This is a genomic window from Streptomyces sp. NPDC026659 (assembly GCF_040638245.1).
Classification (GTDB): domain Bacteria; phylum Actinomycetota; class Actinomycetes; order Streptomycetales; family Streptomycetaceae; genus Streptomyces.
The window spans coordinates 321646-345365 of the sequence record NZ_JBEZXY010000001.1; the positions used below are offsets into that span (position 1 = coordinate 321646).

Annotated in this window: 22 protein-coding genes; 2 read left to right on the plus strand and 20 right to left on the minus strand. The window is 71.6% G+C overall.

Annotation, left to right across the window (positions count from 1 at the left end):
• The first annotated feature begins 333 nt into the window (after positions 1–333).
• Positions 334–1131, plus strand: a complete 798-nt coding sequence (locus AB0E91_RS01550) for a tyrosine-protein phosphatase (RefSeq protein ID WP_361773463.1) — start codon at positions 334–336, stop codon at positions 1129–1131.
• 84 nt (positions 1132–1215) lie between these two features.
• On the opposite strand, the gene AB0E91_RS01555 is transcribed toward AB0E91_RS01550, so the two are convergent.
• From AB0E91_RS01555 to AB0E91_RS01650, 20 genes are all read right to left on the minus strand, one after another.
• On the minus strand, positions 1216–1338 hold the full coding sequence (locus tag AB0E91_RS01555; protein WP_018546801.1) for a DUF6126 family protein: 123 nt from the start codon (positions 1336–1338) through the stop codon (positions 1216–1218).
• Positions 1335–1958, minus strand: coding sequence for an XRE family transcriptional regulator (locus AB0E91_RS01560; RefSeq protein ID WP_161178727.1), 624 nt, complete (start codon positions 1956–1958; stop codon positions 1335–1337). The genes AB0E91_RS01555 and AB0E91_RS01560 overlap by 4 nt, the downstream gene beginning before the upstream one ends.
• Positions 1959–2020: 62 nt before the next feature.
• Positions 2021–3406, minus strand: a complete 1386-nt coding sequence (locus AB0E91_RS01565) for an aspartate aminotransferase family protein (RefSeq protein WP_361773466.1) — start codon at positions 3404–3406, stop codon at positions 2021–2023.
• The gene (gene dxs, locus AB0E91_RS01570) at positions 3407–5332 is read right to left on the minus strand and encodes a 1-deoxy-D-xylulose-5-phosphate synthase (RefSeq protein WP_361773468.1); all 1926 of its coding nucleotides are present in this window, start codon (positions 5330–5332) and stop codon (positions 3407–3409) included.
• 50 nt (positions 5333–5382) lie between these two features.
• Complete coding sequence (gene ispG, locus AB0E91_RS01575; protein ID WP_361773471.1) at positions 5383–6519, minus strand: flavodoxin-dependent (E)-4-hydroxy-3-methylbut-2-enyl-diphosphate synthase; 1137 nt, start codon at positions 6517–6519, stop codon at positions 5383–5385.
• A 4-nt stretch (positions 6520–6523) separates the two neighbouring features.
• Positions 6524–7546: an adenosyl-hopene transferase HpnH gene (gene hpnH, locus AB0E91_RS01580; RefSeq protein ID WP_161182652.1), complete on the minus strand. Its 1023-nt coding sequence runs from the start codon at positions 7544–7546 to the stop codon at positions 6524–6526.
• A 5-nt stretch (positions 7547–7551) separates the two neighbouring features.
• Positions 7552–8193 (minus strand): 1-hydroxy-2-methyl-2-butenyl 4-diphosphate reductase, encoded by a 642-nt coding sequence (locus AB0E91_RS01585; protein ID WP_361773474.1) that lies wholly within the window; start codon positions 8191–8193, stop codon positions 7552–7554.
• Positions 8194–10224 carry a squalene--hopene cyclase gene (shc, locus tag AB0E91_RS01590; protein WP_361773477.1) on the minus strand — a complete coding sequence of 677 codons (2031 nt, stop codon included), beginning with the start codon at positions 10222–10224 and terminating at the stop codon, positions 8194–8196.
• A 116-nt stretch (positions 10225–10340) separates the two neighbouring features.
• The gene (locus AB0E91_RS01595; RefSeq protein WP_161182654.1) at positions 10341–11474 is read right to left on the minus strand and encodes a polyprenyl synthetase family protein; all 1134 of its coding nucleotides are present in this window, start codon (positions 11472–11474) and stop codon (positions 10341–10343) included.
• Positions 11474–12910, minus strand: coding sequence for a hydroxysqualene dehydroxylase HpnE (gene hpnE / locus AB0E91_RS01600; protein WP_361773480.1), 1437 nt, complete (start codon positions 12908–12910; stop codon positions 11474–11476). Before hpnE ends, AB0E91_RS01595 begins: the two co-directional genes overlap by 1 nt.
• A complete protein-coding gene (locus tag AB0E91_RS01605) occupies positions 12907–13047 on the minus strand; it encodes a DUF6380 family protein (RefSeq protein WP_361773483.1) in 141 nt (46 codons plus the stop codon). Before AB0E91_RS01605 ends, hpnE begins: the two co-directional genes overlap by 4 nt.
• Entirely contained in the window at positions 13047–13997 is a 951-nt protein-coding gene (hpnD, locus tag AB0E91_RS01610) for a presqualene diphosphate synthase HpnD (RefSeq protein WP_361773486.1), read from the minus strand. The genes AB0E91_RS01605 and hpnD overlap by 1 nt, the downstream gene beginning before the upstream one ends.
• Positions 13994–14920 (minus strand): squalene synthase HpnC, encoded by a 927-nt coding sequence (gene hpnC, locus AB0E91_RS01615; protein ID WP_361773489.1) that lies wholly within the window; start codon positions 14918–14920, stop codon positions 13994–13996. Before hpnC ends, hpnD begins: the two co-directional genes overlap by 4 nt.
• Positions 14921–15250: 330 nt before the next feature.
• The gene (locus AB0E91_RS01620; protein ID WP_361773492.1) at positions 15251–16030 is read right to left on the minus strand and encodes an ABC transporter ATP-binding protein; all 780 of its coding nucleotides are present in this window, start codon (positions 16028–16030) and stop codon (positions 15251–15253) included.
• Positions 16023–16952 (minus strand): ABC transporter permease, encoded by a 930-nt coding sequence (locus tag AB0E91_RS01625; RefSeq protein WP_361773495.1) that lies wholly within the window; start codon positions 16950–16952, stop codon positions 16023–16025. The genes AB0E91_RS01620 and AB0E91_RS01625 overlap by 8 nt, the downstream gene beginning before the upstream one ends.
• A 150-nt stretch (positions 16953–17102) precedes the next feature.
• A complete protein-coding gene (locus AB0E91_RS01630; protein WP_361775100.1) occupies positions 17103–17975 on the minus strand; it encodes a glycosyltransferase in 873 nt (290 codons plus the stop codon).
• Positions 17976–17998: 23 nt separating this feature from the next.
• A complete protein-coding gene (locus AB0E91_RS01635; protein ID WP_361773498.1) occupies positions 17999–18778 on the minus strand; it encodes a CDP-alcohol phosphatidyltransferase family protein in 780 nt (259 codons plus the stop codon).
• Positions 18756–19817, minus strand: a complete 1062-nt coding sequence (locus AB0E91_RS01640) for an iron-containing alcohol dehydrogenase family protein (RefSeq protein ID WP_361773501.1) — start codon at positions 19815–19817, stop codon at positions 18756–18758. Before AB0E91_RS01640 ends, AB0E91_RS01635 begins: the two co-directional genes overlap by 23 nt.
• Positions 19805–20557, minus strand: coding sequence for a phosphocholine cytidylyltransferase family protein (locus AB0E91_RS01645; RefSeq protein WP_361773504.1), 753 nt, complete (start codon positions 20555–20557; stop codon positions 19805–19807). The genes AB0E91_RS01640 and AB0E91_RS01645 overlap by 13 nt, the downstream gene beginning before the upstream one ends.
• Entirely contained in the window at positions 20554–22353 is a 1800-nt protein-coding gene (locus tag AB0E91_RS01650) for a DUF5941 domain-containing protein (RefSeq protein ID WP_361773507.1), read from the minus strand. Before AB0E91_RS01650 ends, AB0E91_RS01645 begins: the two co-directional genes overlap by 4 nt.
• Before the next feature lie 317 nt (positions 22354–22670).
• On the opposite strand from AB0E91_RS01650, the gene galE reads away from it, so the two are divergent.
• Complete coding sequence (galE, locus tag AB0E91_RS01655; protein ID WP_361773510.1) at positions 22671–23639, plus strand: UDP-glucose 4-epimerase GalE; 969 nt, start codon at positions 22671–22673, stop codon at positions 23637–23639.
• Positions 23640–23720: the final 81 nt, after the last annotated feature.

Here is a 23720-nt window from a genome sequence, read left to right on the forward strand (position 1 = left end):
TTCGAATCGTCTGCCACATCGCACCATGATTCACCTTCGGATGTGACTTACGCGACCGTAGGAAGGGGTTGACGAACGGTGAGATAAGCCACTCTTAAAGAGTTTGCCAATCACGGAATAGGCGCGGCCGATCAAAAGCTGGGTGGAAAAGCGGTCGGAAAGCCCCTCCGAAAGCCCGGCTGAAAGCCCGTCGGAAAGGGGCACCGAAAGGGGCGTCTTCGCAGCTCCGATGCCGGGGCGGGCGCGGACCCGGGTGCGGCGGAGGCGATGTCGTATCGTCGACTCAGCGCCCGCCGCCGAGCCGCGCGGCGGGGCCGACCTGGAGGAGCACCCGTGACGCAGCAGGTCCCGTCGACCGAGCCGGAGCTGGCCGCCGTGCGCAATTTCCGCGATGTGGGCGGACTGCCGACCGTGGACGGGCGGCGGGTACGACACGGGGTGCTGTTCCGCAGCGGTCATCTCGCGCACGCGACCGACGAGGACGCCGCATTTCTCGCGTCGCTGGGTCTGCACACGGTGTTCGACTTCCGCAACGCGGCCGACCGGCGCCTCGAAGGCCCGGACGTGGAACTGCCCGGTGTGCGGAATGTGAACCTTCCGCTGAGCGACCCGGCCGACGGTGCCGAGTTCTGGAAGCTGGTGCGGGACGGGAATCTGGACGAGCTGCGCGGCATTCTCGCGGGCGGCAAGGGCGCGGACCGCATGGTCGCCTCGTACCGGAAGATCGTCAAGGAGCGCACGGCCGAGCACTCGCGGGTGCTGCACGCGCTGGCCGAGGACAGTGTGCCCGCGCTGATGCACTGCGCGGCGGGCAAGGACCGCGCCGGTATCTCGGTCGCGGTGACGCTGCTCGCGGTGGGCGTGGAGCGCGACGCGATCACCGGCGACTATCTGATGTCCAACGCCAAGCACCGCCGCTACAAGGTGCGCCGCAGCGGCAGCCCCGACACCGCGTACACGCCCGAGGTCATGGAACTGCTGAGCCCCCTCTTCGACGCCCGCGCCGAATACCTCGCGGCGGCCTTCGACAGCATCGAGGAGACCTGGGGCGACGTGGACGCCTATCTGGAGCGGGGCCTGAAGCTGGCCGACGGGACGCGGGAGCGGCTGCGCGCCCGTCTCGTCGACTGAGCGGGCGGCCGCCCCCGCCGAAGGCGCGCCCCACCAGGGCACGACCCACCACGGCACGCCCCGCGCGAGCGGCCCCCGCTCACCTCACCCCTTCGCCCCCAGCGAGAACAGCAGGAACAGGAACGCGGCCAGTACGTGCCCGAGGGCGACGTACACCACCAGCCGCACCCACAGCGAGCGCGGGAGCTTCTCCTCGTAGTCACTCATGACGGACCTCCGGTCGGGTGCCCCAGGCACAGCGCGGCCGTGGGGCTCTGGAGCAGGGTGTGGACGAACAGCAGCTCGACCCCGCCCGGGTCCTCGGCGGTGAGCCGGTGCGGGGTCAGCGAGTCGAAGTGGGCGCTGTCCCCGGGCGCGAGCAGATGGCTGCCGTCGCCGAGGCCGAGCCTGAGGCGGCCCCTGAGGACGTACAGCCATTCCTCGCCGGGGTGGACGCGCACGATGTCGGGCCGGGTGCGGTACGGGATCTGCACGCGCAGCGCCTGCATCCCACGCCCGGAGGCACCGGCCTGGAAGTAGGTCCAGCCGGCCGCGCCGGTCGGCTCCATGTCGGCGGCGCGTACGATCGCGTCGCGGTCGGCGGTGGTCTCGCCGAGCAGCTCGGAGACGGTCGTACCGTAGATGCGGGCGAGCGCGAGCAGCATCGGCAGCGAGGGCTGGCGCTGTCCGGTCTCCAGCCGGGAGAGGTGGGCCGGGGAGAGTCCGGCGGACCCGGCCGCGGCCTCCAGGGTGAGCCCGGCGCGACGGCGCAGGGCCCGCAGTTGCGGCGCCACGGCGGGCAGGTCGTCCCCCTGGCCCGCCGGTGGCACGGCGTCTGAGGCGTTCATGCCTCCATTGAGCCGCATTTTTGCCTGTGCGGCAATTTTCTTGCCGCACAGGCAAAAAATGCTCAGCGTCCGGCGACCGCCTGCTTGATCAGCGTCCGCCCGAAGTCCCACATCAGCCCGCCCCCGCTGTGCGCGTCGTCCATGACCGCCGTGAACGCCTCCACGAACCGCTCCACGTCCGCCTCATCGATCACCAGCGGCGGAATCAGCTTGATCACCTCCAGGTGGTCGCCGGAGACCTGGGTGAGGATGCGGTGCCGTTGCAGCAGCGGTACGACGACCATCTGCGCGAAGAGCCCCTTGCGGGCGGCCTGGAGCATGGTCCAGCGGCCGCGCAGCTTGAGCGAGTCGGGCCGCCCGAACTCGATGCCGATCATCAGCCCCCGCCCGCGCACGTCGGCCAGCAGCTCGTACTTTCCGGTCAGCGCGGCGAGCCGGGACTTCAGCAGTTCGCCGACCGTGCGGGCGCGGGCGACAATCTGCTCGTCCTCCATGACGGAGAGCACGGCGAGTCCGGCGGCCATGGCCTGGGCGTTGGAGCCGAAGCTCGCGGAGTGCACCAGGACGCGGTCCATGGAGGAGTAGACCTTCTTGAAGATCCAGTCCTTGCCCAGGGTGGCGCTCACGGGCACATAGCCGCCGGAGAGCGCCTTGGCCACGCAGACCAGGTCCGGTTCCACGCCGTCCTCGTGCTGGTAGGCGTAGAAGTCGCCGGTGCGGCCGAGGCCCGTCTGCACCTCGTCCGCGATGAGCAACGCCTTGTGCCGGTGCAGGAGTTCCTGCGCGGCACGCAGATAGCCGGGCGGTGCCTCGTGCACGCCCTTGCCCTGGATCGGCTCCACGACGAGGGCGGCCACGTCGCCCTTCTTCAACTCCCGCTCCAGCGCGTCGAGATCACCGAGAGGTACGGCGGTGTCGGGCAGCAGGGGTGCGAAACCGTCGCGGAAGCCGCGCTCGCCGTTGACGGAGAGGGAGCCGGTGGTGAGGCCGTGGAAGGCGTGGTCGCAGTAGAGGATGCGCGGGCGCCCGGTGGCGTAGCGGGCGAACTTGAGGGCGGTCTCGACCGCTTCGGTGCCGCTGTTACCGAAGAACACCCGGTCCAGGTGCGGGCTGTGGGCGAGGAGCCGTTCCGCCAGCAGGCCCGGCAGCGGCTGGCAGTCGAAGCGGGTGAGGTCGGCGAGGTCGAGGTCGAGCACGTCGTGCAGGGCCTTGCGGACGACCGGGTGGTGGCGGCCGAGGCCCATCACGCCGAACCCGGCGAGCATGTCGAGATAGTCGTTGCCGTCGGCGTCGTAGAAGTGGGCGCCCCCGGCCCGCTCGTAGACCTTGTCGAAGCCGATCGTGTGCAGCATGCGCGGGAGTTGGGGATTGAGGTACCGCGCGTGCAGGTCGTACCGTTCGGCGCCGCGCTCGGCGAGGAGGGCGCCGAGATCGAACTCCGTGCTCATTCAGCTCTCCTGTTTCTCCTGGCCCGGACGTTTCTCCTGACCCGAACGCCGGTGTACGTCGTACGCGGCGAGGCTCCCGCTGATCCGCCCCGCGATCTCGACGGGCGTGAGCCCGATGTCCGCCAGCACCTCGGCCCGCTTGGCGTGCGCGAGGAACTGCTCCGGAATCCCGAACCGCCGTACGGGCACGTCCACGTCGGCGTCCCCGAGCGCGAGCGCCACGGCGGAACCGACGCCTGCGGCGCGGCTGTTGTCCTCTACGACGGCCACCAGCCGGTGTTCGGCGGCGAGTCGGGGCAGCGCCGGGTCGACGGGCTTGACCCAGCGCGGGTCGACCACGGTGCAGCCGATGCCGCGTGCCGTGAGCAGGTTCGCCACCTGGAGTCCCACGGACGCCATGACGCCGACGGCGACCAGCAGCACGTGGGGCTGTTCGTCGCGGTGGAGGACGTCCATGCCGCCCACCTGCCCGACCGCCGGGATCTCGGGTCCGACGGACTCCTTGGGGAAGCGGACCAGCGTGGGCGCGTCGTCCACGGCGACCGCTTCCCGCAACTGGGAGCGGAGTTGGGCGGCGTCGCGCGGGGCGGCGATGCGCAGGCCGGGGACGACCTGGAGGACGGACATGTCCCACATGCCGTTGTGCGAGGCGCCGTCGACGCCCGTGACCCCGGCCCGGTCCAGGACGAAGGTGACCCCGCAGCGGTGCAGGGCGACGTCCATCAGGAGCTGGTCGAAGGCACGGTTGAGGAAGGTGGCGTAGACGGCGACGACCGGGTGGAGTCCGCCGGTGGCGAGTCCGGCGGCGGAGACGGCCGCGTGCTGCTCCGCGATGCCCACGTCCCATACCCGGTCGGGGAAGCGCTCGGCGAAGCGGCCGAGGCCGACGGGGTGCAGCATGGCCGCCGTTATGGCGACGACGTCCTCGCGCTCCTCGCCGATCCGGACGATCTCGTCCTCGAACACCGAGGTCCAGGAAGGCCCGTTGGAGGGGGTGAGCGGCGCGCAGGTGAGCGGGTCCATCACGCCGACGGTGTGGAAGTGGTCGGCCTCGTCCGCGAGGGCGGGCGCGTAGCCCCGGCCCTTCTCGGTGATGCAGTGGACGAGGACGGGACCGTGGAAGCGTTTGGCGCGGCGCAGCGCGGACTCGACGGCGCCGATGTCGTGGCCGTCGATGGGGCCGACGTACTTCAGGCCCAGGTCCTCGAACATGCCCTGGGGCGCGAAGGCGTCCTTGAAGCCCTTCTTGGCGCCATGCAGGGCCTCGTAGACGTACTTGCCGACGATCGGGGTGCCCCGGATGACCTGCTTGCCCCAGGCGAGGGCCTGTTCGTAGCCGTCGGTGGTGCGCAGGGTGGCGAGATGGTTGGCGAGGCCGCCGATGGTGGGGGCGTAGGAGCGTTCGTTGTCGTTGACGACGATGATGAGCGGACGGTCCTTGGCGGCGGCGATGTTGTTCAGCGCCTCCCAGGCCATGCCGCCGGTCAGCGCGCCGTCCCCGATGACGGCGACCACATGGCCCCGCTCCCCCAGCACCTGGCGGGCCTTGGCGAGGCCGTCGGCCCAGCCGAGCGCGGTGGAGGCGTGGCTGTTCTCGATGACGTCGTGCTCGGACTCCTCGCGCGAGGGGTAGCCGGACAGGCCACCCTTGCCGCGCAGTTTGGAGAAGTCCTGACGTCCCGTCAGCAGCTTGTGCACATAGCTCTGGTGGCCGGTGTCCCACAGGATGCGGTCCACGGGCGACTCGAACACCCGGTGCAGGGCGATGGAGAGTTCCACCACGCCCAGGTTGGGCCCGAGGTGGCCGCCGGTCCGGGACACCGCGTCCACCAGGAACTCCCGTACGTCGGCGGACAGTTCGTCGAGCTCTTCCTTCGTCAGCGCCTTCAGGTCACGTGGTCCCCGGATTCTTTCCAGAATCGTCACGCCGGCCCCCTCTCGGTCCGTGTGCCGTGCCGTGTCTCAACTCGCCTGTCTCAACTCACCTGTTCCGACTCCTCGTTGATCTCCTCCGCGAGTCGCATCGCCTCCTCGATGAGGGTTTCGACGATCTTGGATTCCGGGACGGTCTTGATGACCTCGCCCTTGACGAAGATCTGGCCCTTGCCGTTGCCGGAGGCCACACCCAGGTCCGCCTCGCGGGCCTCGCCCGGGCCGTTCACCACACAGCCCATCACCGCGACACGGAGGGGAACCTCCATGCCCTCCAGACCCGCGGTGACCTCCTCCGCCAGCTTGTACACATCCACCTGCGCACGCCCGCACGACGGGCAGGAAACGATCTCCAGACCCCGCTGCTTCAGGTTCAGCGACTCCAGGATCTGCAGACCCACCTTGACCTCCTCCGCCGGCGGCGCGGACAGGGAGACGCGGATCGTGTCGCCGATGCCCTGGGAGAGCAGCGCGCCGAAGGCCACGGCCGACTTGATCGTGCCCTGGAACGCCGGGCCCGCCTCCGTCACACCCAGGTGCAGCGGGTAGTCGCACTGCGCGGCCAGCTGCCGGTACGCCTCGATCATCACGACCGGGTCGTTGTGCTTCACCGAGATCTTGATGTCCCGGAAGTCGTGCTCCTCGAACAGCGACGCCTCCCACAGCGCCGACTCCACCAGCGCCTCCGGGGTGGCCTTGCCGTACTTCTGCAGCAGACGCCGGTCCAGGGAACCCGCGTTCACCCCGATCCGGATCGGCGTGCCGTGGTCCTTCGCCGCCTTCGCGATCTCCCGGACCTTGTCGTCGAACTGCTTGATGTTGCCCGGGTTCACCCGGACCGCCGCACAGCCCGCCTCGATCGCCGCGAACACGTACTTCGGCTGGAAGTGAATGTCCGCGATCACCGGGATCTGCGACTTCCGCGCGATCGTCGCCAGCGCGTCCGCGTCGTCCTGCGTCGGACACGCCACCCGCACGATCTGGCAGCCCGACGCCGTCAGCTCCGCGATCTGCTGCAACGTCGACCCGATGTCCGACGTCCGCGTCGTCGTCATGGACTGCACGGACACCGGGGCCCCGCCTCCGACGGGCACCGCGCCCACCTGGATCCGGCGCGACACCCGCCGGGGCGCGAGCGCCCGCGGCGGTACCTCGGGAACGCCCAGGGATACGGCGGTCACGGCCTCACTCCCGGTTTCCCGAGACGGTCTCGCGCATGGCCCGCAGGGACTCCTTGAGGGAGCCCATGGTGGCGAGGACGGCGGTGGGCTCGTAGCCGCAGTGCGCCATGCAGTTGGCGCAGCGCGGGTCCTTGCCGCGGCCGTACTTGTCCCAGTCGGTGTCCTCGATGAGCTCGCGGTACGTGGGCACGTAGCCGTCGCTCATCAGGTAGCAGGGGCGCTGCCAGCCGAAGAGGGAGTAGTTGGGGATGGCCCAGGCGGTGCAGGGGAAGTCGACCTTGCCCTCCAGGAAGTCCAGGAAGAGCGGGGAGTGGTTGAGCCGCCAGCGCCTGCGGTTGCCGCCGGAGAAGGCCTTCTTGAACAGCTCGCGGGTCTGCTCGACGCCGAGGAAGTGCTCCTGGTCGGGTGCCTTCTCGTAGGCGTAGGCGGGCGAGATCATCATCTCGTCCACCTTGAGGTCGTCGTTGAGGAAGTTGAGGACCTCGACGATGGTCTGCGGGGTGTCGGTGTTGAAGAACGTGGAGTTGGTGGTGACGCGGAAGCCGCGCCGCTGGGCCTCCTTGATGGCCTCCACGGCCTCGTCGAACACGCCCTCCTTGGCCACGGACTCGTCGTGCCGCTCGCGCAGTCCGTCGATGTGCACCGCGAACGCGAAGTACGGCGAGGGGGTGAACTTGTCCATCTTCTTGCGCAGCAGCATGGCGTTGGTGCACAGGAAGACGTACTTGCGCTTGGCGACCAGCTGGCGCACGATCTCGTCGATCTGCGGGTGCATCAGCGGCTCGCCGCCGGCGATGGAGACCATCGGCGCGCCGGACTCCAGCACCGCGCCCACGGCCTGGGCGACGGGCATCCGCTGCTTGAGCACCCCGGCAGGGTGCTGGATCTTGCCGCAGCCCTCGCACTTCAGATTACAGGCGAAGAGTGGTTCCAGCTCGACGATCAGCGGGAACTTGTCCCGCCTGCGGAGCTTCTGTTCCGCCAGGTACGTAGCGACCTTGATGGACTGACGCAGCGGCATGGCCATCTGGCTCACCTCCGGGGGAGCGGCAAGGAACGGTGCCATTCGAAAAACGCGGGAAGTACGGAACGCAGCACGCGGAAGGCCGATATTCCACCGCGTACCGTTCCGATGCGGACGAGTTCATGTTCAGGAGCGTCCACGACCACCCGTACGGCCGCAACCGGGCGGCTGCCCGCGCGGACGGCGGTGAGCAGGGTGGCGGCCGACTCCATGTCCACGGCGATGGCGCCGGTGGCCAGGAGGTCGGCGCGCTCCGGGCCGCGCACCACGTGGTCCGAGCCGGTCAGGGGACCGGTGTGGACGGTACGGCCGGGCAGGGCCCGGGTCAGCTCCTTGACGAGCAGATCGGTGTGTACGCACGGCACGGTGCCGCGCGGGTCTCGGGTCTCCTCGGCGACCACGAGGTCGCCGGGGTGCATGCCGGGCGCGAGCCCGGCGCAGAAGCCGGTGGCCAGTACGGCGGCGTCGGCGAGGCCGGGTGTGGCCAGCATCCGGCCGACGGCCCGTTCCGCCGCGCGCGGGCCCATGCCCGTGCGGACGACGGTGGGCCGGCTGTCGCCGCCGCCGCGTTCGCCGGTGCGCAGGGCGAGGCGTTCGATGCCGAGCGCGCAGGCGATCAGCAGCGGTGCCGGGGCGGGCCGGGTGCTCATTCAGCGGCCCTCGGCTCCGGCGTGCCTGCCTCCTGCGGTGGCGAGGGGTGCCTTGTCGAAGGGGTCGCCGTGGAGATAGCGGCCGAGTGCGGTGAGCGGGAACACCTGCCGGTAGAGGTGGTAGTTGATGGAGAAGTCCCAGGGGAAGCCGGTGCCGGTGAAGTGGGGCTCGTCCCAGGAGCCGTCCTCGCGCTGGGTCTCGGCGAGCCAGCGGACGCCGCGTTCGACGGCCTTGGCGTCCTTCTCCCCGGCCGCGAGGAGGGCCATGAGGGCCCAGGCGGTCTGGGAGGCGGTGGAGGTGCCGCGGCCGCTCCATTCCGTGACGTGCTTGTAGGAGCGCAGGTCCTCGCCCCAGCCTCCGTCGTCGTTCTGGACGCGTTCCAGCCAGGCGACGGCGCGGCGGATCGCCGGGTGCGCGGCGGGGAGTCCGGCGGCGGTGAGGGCGGGGACGACGGAGCCGGTGCCGTAGACGTAGTTGACGCCCCAGCGGCCGAACCACGAGCCGTCCGCCTCCTGTTCGGCGAGGAGCCAGTCGATGCCGCGCCGGGTGCGCGGGTCGTGGGCGAGTCCCTCGGCGGCGAGCATCTCGACGACGTGGGCGGTGACGTCGGCGGAGGGCGGGTCGATGACCTCGCCGAAGTCGCAGAAGGGCAGCCGGTTGGGGAACGGGCTGGTGTTGTCGACGTCGAAGGCGCCCCAGGCGCCGTTCTTCGACTGCATGCCGAGGTTCCAGCGCACGGCGCGGCCGATCGCCCCGTCCACGCGGGCGGGTTGGGGGTGGCGGACCCGGCGCAGGGCGAGGACGACCTCCGCGGTGTCGTCGATGTCGGGGTAGTTGTCGTTGTGGAACTCGAACGCCCAGCCGCCGGGCGGCAGTTGGGGGCGTTTGACGGTCCAGTCGCCGGGGCGGCGGATCTCCTCGCCGAGCATCCAGTCGACGGCCTTGACCAACTGCGGGTGGTCGGCGGGGAGTCCGGCGTCGGCCAGCGCGATGGTGGCGAGGCAGGTGTCCCACACCGGGGACTGGCAGGCCTCGATCATGCGGGAGCCGTCCTCGCGCCAGATGGCGAAGCGGTCGAGAGACTCCAACCCAGCGCGCATGACGGGGTGTTCGAGGTCGTAGCCGAGCAGGTGCAGGGCGATGACCGAGTACACGGCGGGGGGCTGGATGCCGCCCCAGCAGCCGTCGTTCTCCTGGCGTTCGACGATCCAGCGGGCGGCGGTTCCGATCGCGGCGTCGCGCAGGCGGCGCGGTACGGCCCGGCGCAGCTTGTGCACCATGCGGTCCAGGCGCTGGAAGGCGCCGTCCCAACTGGCCAGTGGCGCGAAGGGCTTGGGCGGGTTGGGGTGGGCCGGGTCGGTGTGCAGCTCGTCCAGCGCGAAGGGCGCGGGGCGCACCGGGCGCTTGGCGGAGACGATGGTGAGCGGCACGATGGTCTGCCGCGCCCAGCAGCCGAAGTCGTAGATGTTGAGCGGCAGCCAGGTGGGGAACCAGATGAGTTCCGGGGGGAGTTCGGGCAGGTCCTCCCACTTCCACCAGCCGAACAGGGCGAGCCAGATCCGGGTGAAGACGCGGGCGGAGGCGATGCCGCCGTGCTCGCGGACCCAGGCGGAGGCGCGGGCCATATGGGGGGCGTCGGGGGCGTCTCCGGCCAGGCGCAGGGCGACGTACGCCTCGATGGTGGCGGAGAGTTCGCCGGGGCCGCCGTAGAAGGTGGGCCAGGCGCCGTCCGCGCGCTGCTCGCCCCGGATGTGGAGGGCGGCGGCGTGGGTGGTGGCCTCGTCGCGGATGCCGAGGAACTGACGCAGGAGCAGGTCCTCGGCGTCCATGGTGACGTTGGTCTCCAGGTCGCCCTTCCACCAGCCCTCGGGGTCCTGCCCGGCGAGCAGGTGGTCCGTGGCACGGCGGACGGCGCGTTCGGCGGCCTCGGGTACCCCGGCCGCCCGGGGGGTGGTGATGTCGGTGTCGCTGGCCGCGTCGGCACGGGGCGGGATGGCCGCCCCGGTGCTTCCGTCGGTCGTCGCTGTCATGGCTTCCCCTTCGTGCAGTCGTACGAGTCGTGCTGCTGCGGGTCCGCCGTCGGCCGGTGTCGGTCATCGCGCCGCACCGGCCGGCGACTACGCGAGGGCTATTCGGCCGATAGTGATCATCTCTTCCTGACGACGACGAAGTCGGCGAGCGCCGTGAAGGCGGCCCGCACCCGGTCGGGCATGTCGACGGCGTGGAGGGCCTCGACGGCGACGGCGTGCTGGCGCCGGGCCTCGTCCGCCGTCCACTCGCGGCCGCCGGCCTCCTCGATGAGGGCGGCGCGGGCCGCGAACTCGGCCTCGGAGAAGTTCGCGAAGTCGCTGCTCTTGGCGTCGGCGGCGAGGATCTCGCCGAGGCGCTCGGAGGCGGGGCCGCCCGCGGCGAGCGCGGCGACCACGGGCAGGGACTTCTTGCGCTGGCGCAGGTCGCTCCAGGTCTGCTTGCCGGTGGACTCCGGGTCGCCCCAGATGCCGAGCAGGTCGTCGACGGCCTGGAAGGCGAGGCCGAGGTGGTAGCCGTACCGTTCCAGCGCGTCGGCGGTGGCGTCGTCGGCGCCGCCGAGGACCGCGCCGATGGAGGAGGCGCAGGCGAGCAGGGCGCCGGTCTTGTTGCCCTCCATCTCCAGGCACTCCTCGACGCTGACGCGGTCGCGGTGCTCGTAGGAGATGTCCTGGGCCTGGCCGTCGATCAGGGCGCGGGTGGCGGTGGTGAGGCGGCGGGTGGCGCGGCCCGCCTCCACCGTGCCGAGTTCCAGCAGGAGTTCGTTGCCGAGGGCGAAGAGGGCGTCGCCGACCAGGATGGCCTGGGCGGGGCCGTGCACCTTCCAGACGGTGTCGCGGTGGCGGCGCTGCTCGTCGCCGTCCATCAGGTCGTCGTGCAGCAGCGAGAAGTTGTGGACCAGTTCGACGGCGACGGCGCCGGGCACGCCGACCTCGGGGGCGGCGCCGGTGACCTCGGCGGAGAGGACCGCGAGGGCGGGGCGCACGGCCTTGCCGCCGTCGCCCTCGGCCGGGTTGCCCGCCGCGTCGATCCAGCCGAAGTGGTAGGCGGCGACGGTGTCCATGGGCGGCGCCAGCCGGTCGACGGCCGCGCGCAGGACCGGGGTGGCCAGGGTGCGGCCGCGCTCCAGCAGCGCGGTCACGTCCACCGCGTCTGCGGCGGTCGAGGCCGGGGGCGGCACAGTGGGCACAGTCTCTCCTCTTGTTGCGGTACCGGGGGTGCGGGGCCGGCCCGCGTGCTCCTGATCGAGCATCACGCCGCCTCCTCGAGAGCGAAGAGGTGACGGGGGCGGGGGCGGCCCAGGGCGCCGAGGGCGGCGTCGGCCGCGCTCACGCCGCTGCGGACCGCACTCTCCATGGTCGCGGGCCACCCGGTGGCGGTCCACGCTCCGGCCAGGTACAGGCCGGATGCCTTGGTGCGGGCGCCGGGCCGCAGCCGTCCGACGCCGGGGGCGGGAGCGAACGTGGCGGTGCGCTCCCGGGTCACGAAGAAGTCCCGCACGCGGGCGGCGCGGGTGCCGGGGATCAGCCGCTCCAGCTCGGGCAGATAGCGCTCGCGCAGCTCGGCGACGGGCGTGTCGATCTCGTCCTGGGCGGCCGACTGGGACAGCGCCAGATACTGGCCGTCGCCGAGCCCGGAGGCGGCGGTGCGGTCGAAGACCCACTGCACGGGCGAGCCGAGCGCGGCGAAAAAGGGCCGGGCGAGGACCTGGCGGTCGTACACCACATGGACGTTGAGGATCGGGGCGGTGCCGATGCGCAGCAGCCGGCCGGGGTCGTCGAGGGCGCCGGGCGGCAGCAGGTCGTGCGCCTCGCGCTGGGGTACGGCGAGGACGACGGCGTCGGCGTCGAGCGTCTCGCCGGGAACCTGAACGCTCCAGCCGCCGTTTCCGTTCTGGGAGAGGGAGGTGACGCGTGTACGGACCTCGGTGCGCACGCCCGCGGAGTCGAGCGCCTTGCGGGCCAGCCGGTCGTGCAGTTCACCCAGCGGGACATGGGCCCAGCCGATGTCGGCCGCGCCCGGGTCGGACAGCAGACCGGTCTTGAACACCATCGCGGCGAGTCCCAGCGAGGCGTCGCCCGCGACCGCGTTGAGGGTGGCGACACCGACCAGGTCCCACAGGGCCTCGACGGCGCGCGCCGACTGGCCGTGCGCGGCCAGCCAGCCGCCGAAGTCCCGCTCGTCCAGGGCCGGATCGGTGAGGTCGAGTCCCTTGAGCGCGAGCGCGGCCCGCCCGACCGCGGCACGCTCGGCGAGCGAGAGGTGCGGATAGGCGGCCAGGCTGCGCCCCAGGTGGAGGGGGACGGGCAGCGGGTCGCGCCGCAGCCTGCCGAGCCGCCTGCCCTCGGGCTTGCCGGCGTCCACGACGGGTACGTCGAGACGGTCCTGCAGCGGTGCCAGCGCCGCGCCCTCGATGCGGTCGAGGAACCAGCGGTAGGCGGTGCAGCAGCGCAGGTAGACGTGCTGGCCGTTGTCCACGGTCAGTTCGCCGCGCTGGAAGGAGAAGGCGAGGCCGCCCAGTCTCGGCCTGCCTTCGAGGAGGGTGACGCGGACGCCCGCGTCGGCGAGGGCGAGGGCCGCGGTGGTCCCGGCGAGGCCGCCGCCGACCACGACGGCGTGCCGGGACGTGCCGTCCGCGGGTGCCGGAGGGCCGGAGTGCGCCTGTGCGGGACGTGCGCCGTCGCTCATCGTGCGTCCTTCCGTGCGTGCCGCGCGTGCTGGTTGAACGGTGCACGCTCGGCCGTCGCAGTCAGGGACGCCACGCCGCAGTCCGGGGTTGCCCGCTTTGCCGGACGGGTGGACCCCGGCTCGTCCGCCGGGGCCATCAGGCGCGCCTCCTGACGCTCTGGCGGGTGACGTGCCGGGTGTCGAGCCCGGACAGGCCGCGCACGGCGACGTACGCCTTCTCTCGGCCGGGCAGTGAGACGCGGCCGCGCAGCACGGCCTCGGGGTCGCGCTCGATGCGGTCGAGCAGGCGGCGGTAGATGCCGGCCATGGCGGCGACGCAGGCGCCGCTGCGCCGGTCGAGCATGGGCAGCAGCCGGTAGCCCTCGGCGAACAGGGCGCGGGCGCGGCGGACCTCGAAGTGGACGAGGCCCGCGAAGTCGGAGCCCTCGGGCGGGGTGGGTCCGGCGAACCCGGCCGAGCAGCCGAACTTGGCGAGGTCGTCGGAGGGCAGATAGGTGCGGCCGCCCTCGGCGTCCTCGCGGACGTCGCGGAGGATGTTGGTGAGCTGGAGGGCGAGGCCGAGGGTGTCGGCGTACTCGGGGGCGCGTTCGGCACCGCGTGCGCCGGGTTCGGTGCCGAAGACGCCGAGCGAGAGGCGTCCGATGGCTCCGGCGACGCAGCGGCAGTAGCCCTTGAGGTCGTCCCAGGTCTCGTAGGTCTGGCCGCGCACGTCCATCTGGACGCCGTCGATCAGCTCGTCCAGGCCGCCGAGCGGGATCGGGAAGACGCGGGCGGCGTCGGCGAGGGCGACGGCCACCGGGTCGGTGTCGTCCTCCTCGACCTCGCCCTGGTGGACGCGGGTGAGCAGCGCCCTGGTCTCCTCCAGGCGCGCGACCTTCACGTCGTCGGGCAGCTCGCCGTCGCCGATGTCGTCCACGCGCCGGGAGAAGGCGTAGAGCGCGGACATGGCGCGGCGCTTGGGCGTGGGCAGCAGCCGGATGCCGTAGGCGAAGTTGCGGGCCTGCTGGCCGGTGACCGTCTCGCAGTAGCGGTAGGCGGCGAGTACCGGTGCGGACACGTGCGGTGAGGACTCCACGGCCCGGATCACCCCTCTCCTCGCAGGGTCACGCCCACCTCGCGCAGCAGCTGGAGCCTGCCGGGTCTGGGAGGGCCGGGAAGGACGTCGAATCCGGCGGCGGCGATCGCGTCGACCGCCGCCCTTCCCCCCGCCACGAACCCCGCGAGCAGCAGCTTGAGCCTGCCGTGGACGCTACCCACGAGGGGGGCGCCTTCATTCAGCAGTTCGCGGGCGCGTTGTGCCTCGTACGCGACCAGCGCGCGCACCGACGCGCCGGCGCTCCCTGCGGTGAGGTCGGATTCCTGGACGTGGAAGCGCTTCATGTCCTCTGCGGGCAGATAGATCCGGTCGCGGCCGAGGTCCTCGGCGACGTCCTGGAGGTGTTCGACGATCTGCAGTGCGGTGCAGATCGCGTCGGACAGGCGGACCCGCTCGGGCGTCGTCGTGCCGGTGACGGCGAGGACGAGGCGGCCGACGGGGTTGGCGGAGAGTTCGCAGTAGGCGCGCAGGTCGTCGTACGTCTCGTAGCGCTTGACGAGCTGGTCCTGGCGGTTGGCGGCGATCAGGCCGAGGAAGGGCTCGGGGCTGATGCGGCGGCGGCGCACGGTGGGCTGGAGGCGGCGCAGCAGCGGGTGGCGCGGGGTGGCGTCGAAGACGCGCCTGAGGTCGGCCTCGAAGGCGTCGAGGACGGCGACGCGGTCCTTGGCGTCGGCCTCGGGGACGCCGAGGACGCGGGCGTCGGCGCCGCCGGGGGCGAGGTCGCCGTCACCGATGTCGTCGACGAGGCGGGCGAAGCCGTAGACGGCCATGAGGTCGTCGCGCCAGGCGCGGGGCAGGAAGAAAGGGGCCACGGGGAAGTTCTCGCTCGTGGCCTTGTCCAGCGTGGCGCGTTCCAGTGCCGTCGCCGTGTCGGTTCCCGTCACCGCGCGCTGCCCGGGGCGGGGACGGCACATGCTGCGCTGAGCTGGGGAGTTTCCGTAGCCATTGCCGTCACATCTCCCGTTCTACACTGCGGAACCGATACACACTATTTCGGACACGCCGCCTGCCCTCCGGGGGAGGTCGCCCGGCGGAGGGTGTCGCGCATTATCGCCCTACTTGCCGGTTTCCGGCACCGGTACAGCTTACGTTGTACAACGCGGCAGGGTCCGCCGGGGTGTCCGGCGCATCACAACAACACACCGATTGGCGTCAAGATTCCTACGCACGGCCGGAGTTGACGTTTCCTTTGCAGACGCCGGGCCCCGCCGGAGAAGTTCCGGCGGGGCCCGGGGCCGCTCGGGTCACTTGCCCGTGAACTTCTCGTACTCCTTGAGGACCTCTTCGGTGGGTCCGTCCATGCGGAGTTCGCCGCGCTCCAGCCACAGGACACGGTCGCAGGTGTCGCGGATCGAGTTGTTGTTGTGGCTGACGAGGAAGACCGTGCCGGCCTCCTTGCGCAGCTCGCGGATGCGTTCCTCGGAGCGCTTCTGGAACTTGCGGTCGCCGGTGGCCAGGGCCTCGTCGATCATGAGGACGTCGTGGTCCTTGGCGGCGGCGATGGAGAAGCGGAGCCGCGCGGCCATGCCGGAGGAGTAGGTGCGCATCGGCAGGGTGATGAAGTCGCCCTTCTCGTTGATGCCGGAGAAGTCGACGATGTCCTGGTAGCGCTCCTTGATCTGCTCGCGGGACATGCCCATCGCGAGACCGCCCAGGATGACGTTGCGCTCACCCGTCAGGTCGTTCATCAGGGCCGCGTTGACGCCGAGAAGGGAGGGCTGGCCGTCGGTGTAGACCTTGCCCCTCTCGGCCGGGAGCAGGCCCGCGATGGCCCGCAGCAGGGTCGACTTGCCGGAGCCGTTGGAGCCGATCAGGCCGATGGCCTCACCCCGGTAGGCGACGAAGGAGACACCGCGCACGGCGTGCACCTTGCGCACCCCGCGCTCCTCGCCGCGCTTGATGATGCGGCTGAGGGCGGCGGTGGCGCTGCCCTTGCCGGTCTTGGCCCCGTTGACCCGGTAGACGATGTGCAGCTCGTCCGCGATGACGGTCGGACGGCGCTCGTCGGTGTTGTTCTCAGCCACGGCCGTACCGCTCCTCAGCCTTCCAGAAGTAGACGAAGCCGCCGCCGAAGAGCACCACGGCCCAGAGGGCGGCGAGGGCCCACACGTGCGGGGGCAGGTTCGAGGCGCCGTAGCCGTCGATCAGCGCGAAGCGCATGAGGTCCATGTAGACGGCGGCCGGGTTGGCCTGCAGGACCCGGACGATCCACTCCGGCTTGCCCGCGAGCATGTTGTTGATGGAGAACATGACGCCCGAGGCGTACATCCACGTGCGCAGGATGAACGGCATCAGCTGGGCGAGGTCGGGCGTCTTGGCGCCCATGCGGGCCAGGATCAGCGCGAGCCCGGTGTTGAAGAGGAACTGGAGCAGCAGCACCGGGAGGACGAGCAGCCAGGACAGCCGCGGATAGTTCCCGAAGCCGATCACCACCACGAAGATGACGATCATGGAGAAGAGCAGCTGCTGGAGCTGCTGGAGCGAGAAGGAGATGGGCAGCGAGGCGCGCGGGAAGTGCAGGGCGCGCACCAGGCCCAGGTTGCCGGAGACGGCGCGCACGCCCGCCATGATCGAGTTCTGCGTGAAGGTGAACACGAAGACGCCCGTGACCAGGAACGGGATGTACGTGTCGTGGGACATGCCCCGGCCGGCCTTGAGGATCAGGCCGAAGATGAAGTAGTAGACGGCCGCGTTGAGCAGCGGCGTGACCACCTGCCACAGCTGGCCGAGCTTGGCCTGGCTGTACTGCGCCACCAGCTTCGCCGAGGAGAAGGCGAGGATGAAGTGGCGCCGGCCCCACAGCTGGCGGACGTACTCGACGAGCGAGGGCCGGGCGCCGCTCACCGCGAGCCCGTACCTGGCGGCCAGCTGCTTCGCCGTCAGTCCCTCGTCGGGCGACGGGACCGCGCTCACCGCGACACCGCCGTCATGGAATGTCTCACTCACGGGTGGAAACTTTCGTCTTCGAGTACGTCGTGTACGCCGTACGTTCTACGTCGTGCGTTCGTCACGTTCTACGTCGTGCGTTCGTCGTCCGGTACCGCGGCCCGGGGCCGGGGTGGGGCCCCGGCGGCACGGGCCGCACCGTCGAGCTTCTCAGATCACCGGCGGCCGGCCCAGCCGGGTCAGCCGCCACACGGTACGCCAGCTCATCGGACGGCGGGGACCGCACGACGTGGTCCAGCCCTCCTTGAAGCCGCCGAACCATGCCTTCAGCGCCGGGCCCGAGGGACGGCGGAGCAGGGTGAGCAGCAGCCAGACCCCCAGGTAGACGGGGACCAGCGGGGCGGGGAGGTTGCGGCGGGCCAGCCAGACCCGGTTGCGGGCGACCATGCGGTGGTAGACCGCGTGCCGGGAGGGCGCGGTGGTCGGGTGGAACAGCACCATGTCGGAGCGGTAGTCGATCATCCAGCCCGCGTTCAGCGCGCGCCAGGCGAGGTCGGTCTCCTCGTGGGCGTAGAAGAACTCGTCCGGCAGCCCGCCGACCTCGGTGAACACCTTGGTCCGTACGGCGTTGGCGCCGCCGAGGAACGTGGTCACCCGGGAGGAGCGCATCGGGTCGGAGGCGCGCAGCCGGGGCACGTGACGGCGCTGGGTCTCGCCGGTCTCGGGGTCGGCGATGCGGAAGCTGATGATCCCGAGCCGGGGGTCGGCGGCGAACGCCTCGCGGCACAGCTCGGCGGTGTCGTACCGGGCGAGCAGGCCGTCGTCGTCGAGGAAGAGCAGGATGTCGACGTCGCTGCCGCCGGGTCCGAACGCCTCGATGCCGACGTTGCGGCCGCCGGGGATGCCGAGGTTCTCGGGCAGCTCGACGGTGCGCACGCCCTCGGGGACGTCGGGCACGGGCGAGCCGTTGCCGACGACGACGACCTGGACGTGGTCGCCCTCCTGCTTGGCGACGGAGTCGAGCAGGGCGCGCAGCTCCTCGGGCCGGTTGCCCATCGTGATGACGACCGCGCCGACCTTCATGGCGTCTCTCCCGGTCATGCCGTTCACCTCAGCCTGCTCGACACGAGAATGGACACCAGGTGCAGCACGGTCTGCAGCAGGGCGATGCCGGCCAGCACGGCGGTGCCGAGCCGGGTGAAGAACAGGTCGCCGCGCACCTGGTCCACGATCGCGAGCACCAGGATCAGCAGCGACGCCTCGATGCCGAGGATGAGCCGGTGGAACTTCAGCGCGGCGGCGGCACGCCGGGCGAGCGCCATCCCGGAGGAGCGCGGCTCGGCGGCCGACTCCTGCACCGGGGGCATCCCGGCCTGGTGCCGGGCGACGCCGACGAGGTCGGTCTCCGCCTTGATGAGGATCGCGCCGAGCGCGGCGAGCGTGCCGAGGAAGGCCCACAGCCAGTCGATGCGGCCGGTGCCGAACAGGTCGGCGGCGCGCAGGCCGAGGCCGACCAGGACGGCGGCGTCGGTGAGGTAGGCGCCGACCCGGTCGAGGTAGACCCCGCCGAGCGAGTACTGCTTGCGCCAGCGGGCGATCTCGCCGTCCACGCAGTCCAGCAGCAGATACAGCTGCGTGGCCACGATGCCGAGGACGGCGCCCCAGATCCCGGGCACCAGCAGGGCCGGGGCCGCGAGCACGCCGCAGACGGTCATCAGGTACGTGAGCTGGTTGGGCGTGATCCTGGTGTTGACCAGGTAGCGGTCGATGCGCAGGGACACCTCGCGCATGTAGAGGCGTCCCGCCCAGTGCTCACCGCTGCGCCGGTCCTTCACCCCGGCGGGGTGGACGACCGGACGGAGTTCAGCTACCGATGGCCTTGACATAGTCGGCGTAGATGTCCTTGATCTGAGTCGGCTTGAGGTCGAGGTGTTCGAGGATCGTGTAGCGGCCGGGCCTGGTCTCGGGGGCGAACTCCACGACGCGGACGAACTCGTCCGCCGTGAAGCCCATGTCCTCGGCGCGCACCGGCAGCTCGTGCCGGCGCAGCACCTCGGCCATGTGGGCCGATTCCTCGTGCGCTCCGCGCAGGTACATCGCGAAGGCGGCGCCGAAGCCGCACTGCTCGCCGTGGCTGGCGGCGCGCTGCGGGAAGAGCAGGTCGAAGGCGTGGTTGATCTCGTGGCAGGCGCCCGAGGAGGGGCGCGAGTCGCCGGAGACCGACATGGCGATGCCGGAGAGGACCAGCGCCTCGGCGAGGACCTGGAGGAACTCGTTGTCGCCGATGGAGCCGGGGTGGCGCAGCACGGCCTCGCCGGCCTGGCGGGCCATGGCGGCGGCGAGTCCGTCGATCTTCTCGCCGTTGACCCGGTTGGCCAGCTCCCAGTCCGCGATGGCGGAGACGTTGGAGATCGCGTCGCCGATGCCGGAGCGCACGAAGCGCGCCGGGGCGTCGTGGATGACGTCCAGGTCGATCAGGACGGCGATGGGGTTGGGCACACCGTAGGAGCCCCGGCCCGCGTCGTTGTCCAGGGTGGCGACCGGCGAGCACAGGCCGTCGTGCGCGAGGTTCGTGGGTACGGCGACGAGCGGCAGGCCGACCCGCGCCGCGGCGAACTTGGCGCAGTCGATGATCTTGCCGCCACCGAGGCCGACGACCGCGTCGTAGTGCCCGGCGCGGATCTCACCGGCAAGACGTACGGCGTCGTCCAGGGTGCCGCCGCCGACCTCGTACCAGGTCGCGCCGGGCAGCTGGGGCGAGACGCGCTCGCGCAGCTTGGCGCCCGAGCCGCTGCTCACGGCGACGGCGAGGCGGCCGGAGTGCGAGATGCGCTCGTCGGCGAGGACGGAGGCCAGGTCGTCGAGGGCACCCGGGCGGATGTCGACGACGACCGGCGAGGGAATGAGCCTCGTCAGTACCGGCACGCGATCTCCCGTCCCCGGGCCAGGTCGTCGTGGTTGTCGATCTCGACCCAGGAGACCTCGCCGATCGGGGCAACGTCGATCTTGAAGCCGCGGTTGACGAGCTCCTGGTAACCGTCCTCGTAGTACAGCTGCGGGTCGCGCTCGAAGGTCACACGCAGCGCGTCGGCCAGCTCCTCGGCCGCCTCGCCCTCGATGAGCGTGACGCCGATGTACTCACCCGTCGCCTCGGCCGGGTCCATCAGCTTCGTGATCTTCCGGACACCCTTCTCGGGGTCCACGACGACCTTCATCTCCTCGTCCGCCAGGGACTTCACCGTGTCCAGCGCGAGGATGATCCTCTTGCCCTCACCACGCGCGGCAAGGAGGGTCTTCTCGACCGAGACCGGGTGCACCGTGTCGCCGTTGGCCAGGATCACGCCGTCCTTGAGGGCGTCACGGCCGCACCACAGGGAGTAGGCGTTGTTCCACTCCTCGGCCCTGTCGTTGTCGATCAGCGTGATCGTCAGCCCGTACTTGGCCTCCAGGGCCTCCTTACGGGCGTACACCGCCTCCTTGCGGTAGCCGACGATCACCCCGACCTCGGTCAGACCCACCTCGGCGAAATTGCCCAGCGTCAGGTCCAGAACCGTCAGCGACTCCTCGTCGCCCTCCGGACCGACCGGCACCAAAGCCTTGGGCAGCGTGTCGGTGTAGGGACGCAGACGCCGCCCGGCGCCGGCCGCCAGCACAAGGCCGATCATGCGGTTTCTCCTTCGTCGTGAACGGCGGGCGCCCCTGCGGACACCCAGAAGCGGATGCTCTCCGCGAGCACCAGCAAGGCGATGACCACGGCGAGGACCGTGAGCGCGACGGTGAACGCGGAGGCGGTCAGCAGCGCGGCCAGGACGGCGACGAGCAGAACCCGTCCCTCCTGACCGCCGATGGCACGCACGAGCCACGCGGGCGGCGCGCCGGCGCCGCCGCGGATGCGGTACACCGTGTCGTAGTGATGGTAGGCGACCGCTGCCACCAGGCCGAATGCCGCCGGGAGGGCCCCGGGTACGTCGGCGCGGGCGGCGAGGGCGAGGACCGTGCCGTACTCGGCGGCGCGGAAGAAGGGCGGCACGAGCCAGTCGAGGGCGCCCTTGAGCGGGCGGGCGACGGCGAGGGCCGAGGCGATGACGTAAAGGACGGCGCCGACGACGGGAAGCGGGCTGCCGTAGCCGGGCAGCGCCGAGCAGACGACCACGGCGGCGGTGCCGAGGAGGGCGACGGCGGGGGCGCCGTAGCCGGGCAGGCCGCGCTTGAACAGGCGGCTCAGCCGCTCCGCGAGCGGGCCGGGGTCGGCCAGGTCCACCAGCGCCTGGGCCGCCCGGTCCGTGCGCCGCGCCTTGCGGGTCACCGAGCGCAGGACGCGGCCCGCCGTGGTGTACGTCGCGGCGAAGGCGCAGCCGATCAGGAGGACGTAGAAGGTGATGCGGGGCGTGGTCGCGGCGGTGAGGACCGCGATCATGGCCCAGCGTTCGCCGATGGGCAGGACGATCATGCGGCGCAGCCACACGGTCCAGCCGACGCTGTCGAGCCTGCCGGAGAGGGCGGCGGTGGGGCTGGTGTTGGCGGTGGCGTCGTGGTTGGCCTCGTTGAAGGAGAAGTCCACGACGTGGCGGCAGGTCTGGAGGATCATCGCGGCGAGGGCGAGGGTCCAGACGTCATCGCCGCCGCGGGCCGCGCCGAGGGCGAGACCGGCGTAGTAGGCGTACTCCTTGGCGCGGTCGAAGGTGGCGTCGAGCCAGGCGCCGAGGGTGGAGTACTGCAGGGAGTAGCGGGCGAGCTGGCCGTCGGTGCAGTCCAGCACGAAGGAGGCGATCAGCAGGACACCTGCGGCGATGAACCCGGCGCGGGTGCCCGTCGCGGCCGAGGCCGCCGCTATGAGCGCGGTGATCAGCGAGGCGGTGGTGACCTGGTTCGGGGTGAGGCCCCGGCGGGCGCACCAACGGGCGATGTAGCGCGAGTACGGGCTGATGCAGAAGGTGGTGAAGAAGCCGTCGCGGGACTTCACGGCGGACTTCAGGCGTACGGCCTCGTCGTCGACGGCGGCGACGGCCTGCCGGGCCTCGTTGCGGGCCTGGGGGTCGGCGGGGACGGTGGCGACGAGGCTGCCCAGCTCGGGGCGGTGCACCTCGCCGTAGTCGGCGTCCAGGGCGGTGACCAGGCGGTCGGGCAGGCTGTCCACGGCGACGGCGGTGCCGCCGCCCGCCGCGGTCTCGCGGGTCAGGGCCCGGCCGAGCGCCTGTCGGGCGGTGGCCTGCGCGGTGACGGCGCCGGGTACGGCGGCGAGCGGGTAGCGGGGGTCGGTCAGCACGAGGCGCAGCGCGTGCGGGTGGCCGACGAAACGGGCGTCGACCAGGGCGATCCGGTGGCCGGACGGCACGGCGGCGAGCAGAGCCTGGGCCTCGGCGGCGTCGGCGGCCACACGCACCTCGAAGCCGAGGGACCGCAGATCGCCCTCGAGAGACGATCCGGGTACCGGCTGACCGGTGACGATGGCGGTCGACAACCGAACTCACTCCCTGGGGGTCGGCGCGTCGGCGCCGGTCGCTCGTGTGATGCGTGGTGGGGGCGCCCTGCCTGCGGCACCCTGGGCGGCATGTCGGCGAAGGCTATCCGATCGGCCGGAGCCGTCGTTCACCGGGCGTTCACGGCCCGGCCCTCGCGGAGCCGTCGCGGCGGCGCCTTCGCCCATGCCGCGATCATCATCGGGGATGCGGGGGCCGCCCCACAAACCGCCGGGGGCGGAACCGGGCATCGCGGGGCAGAGGGGCCGCGGCACCGGCTCTGCCGGAGTGTGCCCGGGTCGGCATAGGGTGGACGACCATGACGTGGCTGATCACCGGCGGAGCCGGATACATCGGGGCACACGTGGCGCGGGCGCTGGCCGGGGCCGGGGAGGGCGTCGTGGTGCTCGACGACCTGTCGGCCGCCGTGCCGGAGCGGCTGCCCGAGGGGGTGCCGCTGGTCGAGGGCTCGACGCTGGACGGCGATCTGCTGAAGCGGGTGCTGGCCGAGCACGGGGTGACCGGTGTGGTGCATCTCGCGGCGCGCAAGCAGGTCGGGGAGTCGGTGGCGGAGCCCACCCGCTACTACCGCGAGAACCTCGGCGGCCTCGGCACGCTCCTGGACGCGATGGCGGAGAGCGGGGTGCGGCGCCTGCTGTTCTCCTCCTCGGCGGCGGTGTACGGCAACCCGGACGTGGACCTGATCACCGAGGACACCCCGTGCGCGCCGGTCAACCCCTACGGCGAGACCAAGCTGGCCGGTGAGTGGCTGGTGCGGGCGGCGGGCCGGGCGCACGGCATCGCGACGGTGTGCCTGCGCTACTTCAACGTGGCCGGAGCCGCCGCCCCGGAACTGTCGGACACCGGCGTCTTCAACATCGTCCCCATGGTCTTCGACCGCCTCACCCGCGGCGAGGCCCCCCGGATCTTCGGCGACGACTATCCGACCCCGGACGGCACCTGCGTCCGCGACTACATCCACGTGGCCGACCTCGCGGAGGCCCACCTCGCGGCGGCCCGCCGCCTGTCCGACGACAGCTTCACCGGCGACCTCACCCTGAACATCGGCAGGGGCGAGGGCGTCTCGGTCCGCGAACTGATCACCGTGATCGCCGAGGTCACCGGCGACACCCGCCCACCCCTCGTCGAGCCCCGCCGCCCCGGCGACGCCCCCCGCGCGGTCGCCTCCGCGTCCCGCGCCCACACGGAACTGGGCTGGGAGGCCCGGCGGGACGTACGGGAGATGGTGTCGTCGGCGTGGGAGGGGTGGCGGCGCCACCACGGGTGAAGCGCCCCCGGCCACCCGCACCGCTCTGACCTGCGGATCGTTTCCGCAGGTCAGAGCATATGACAACGGTGTTCAGTGCCG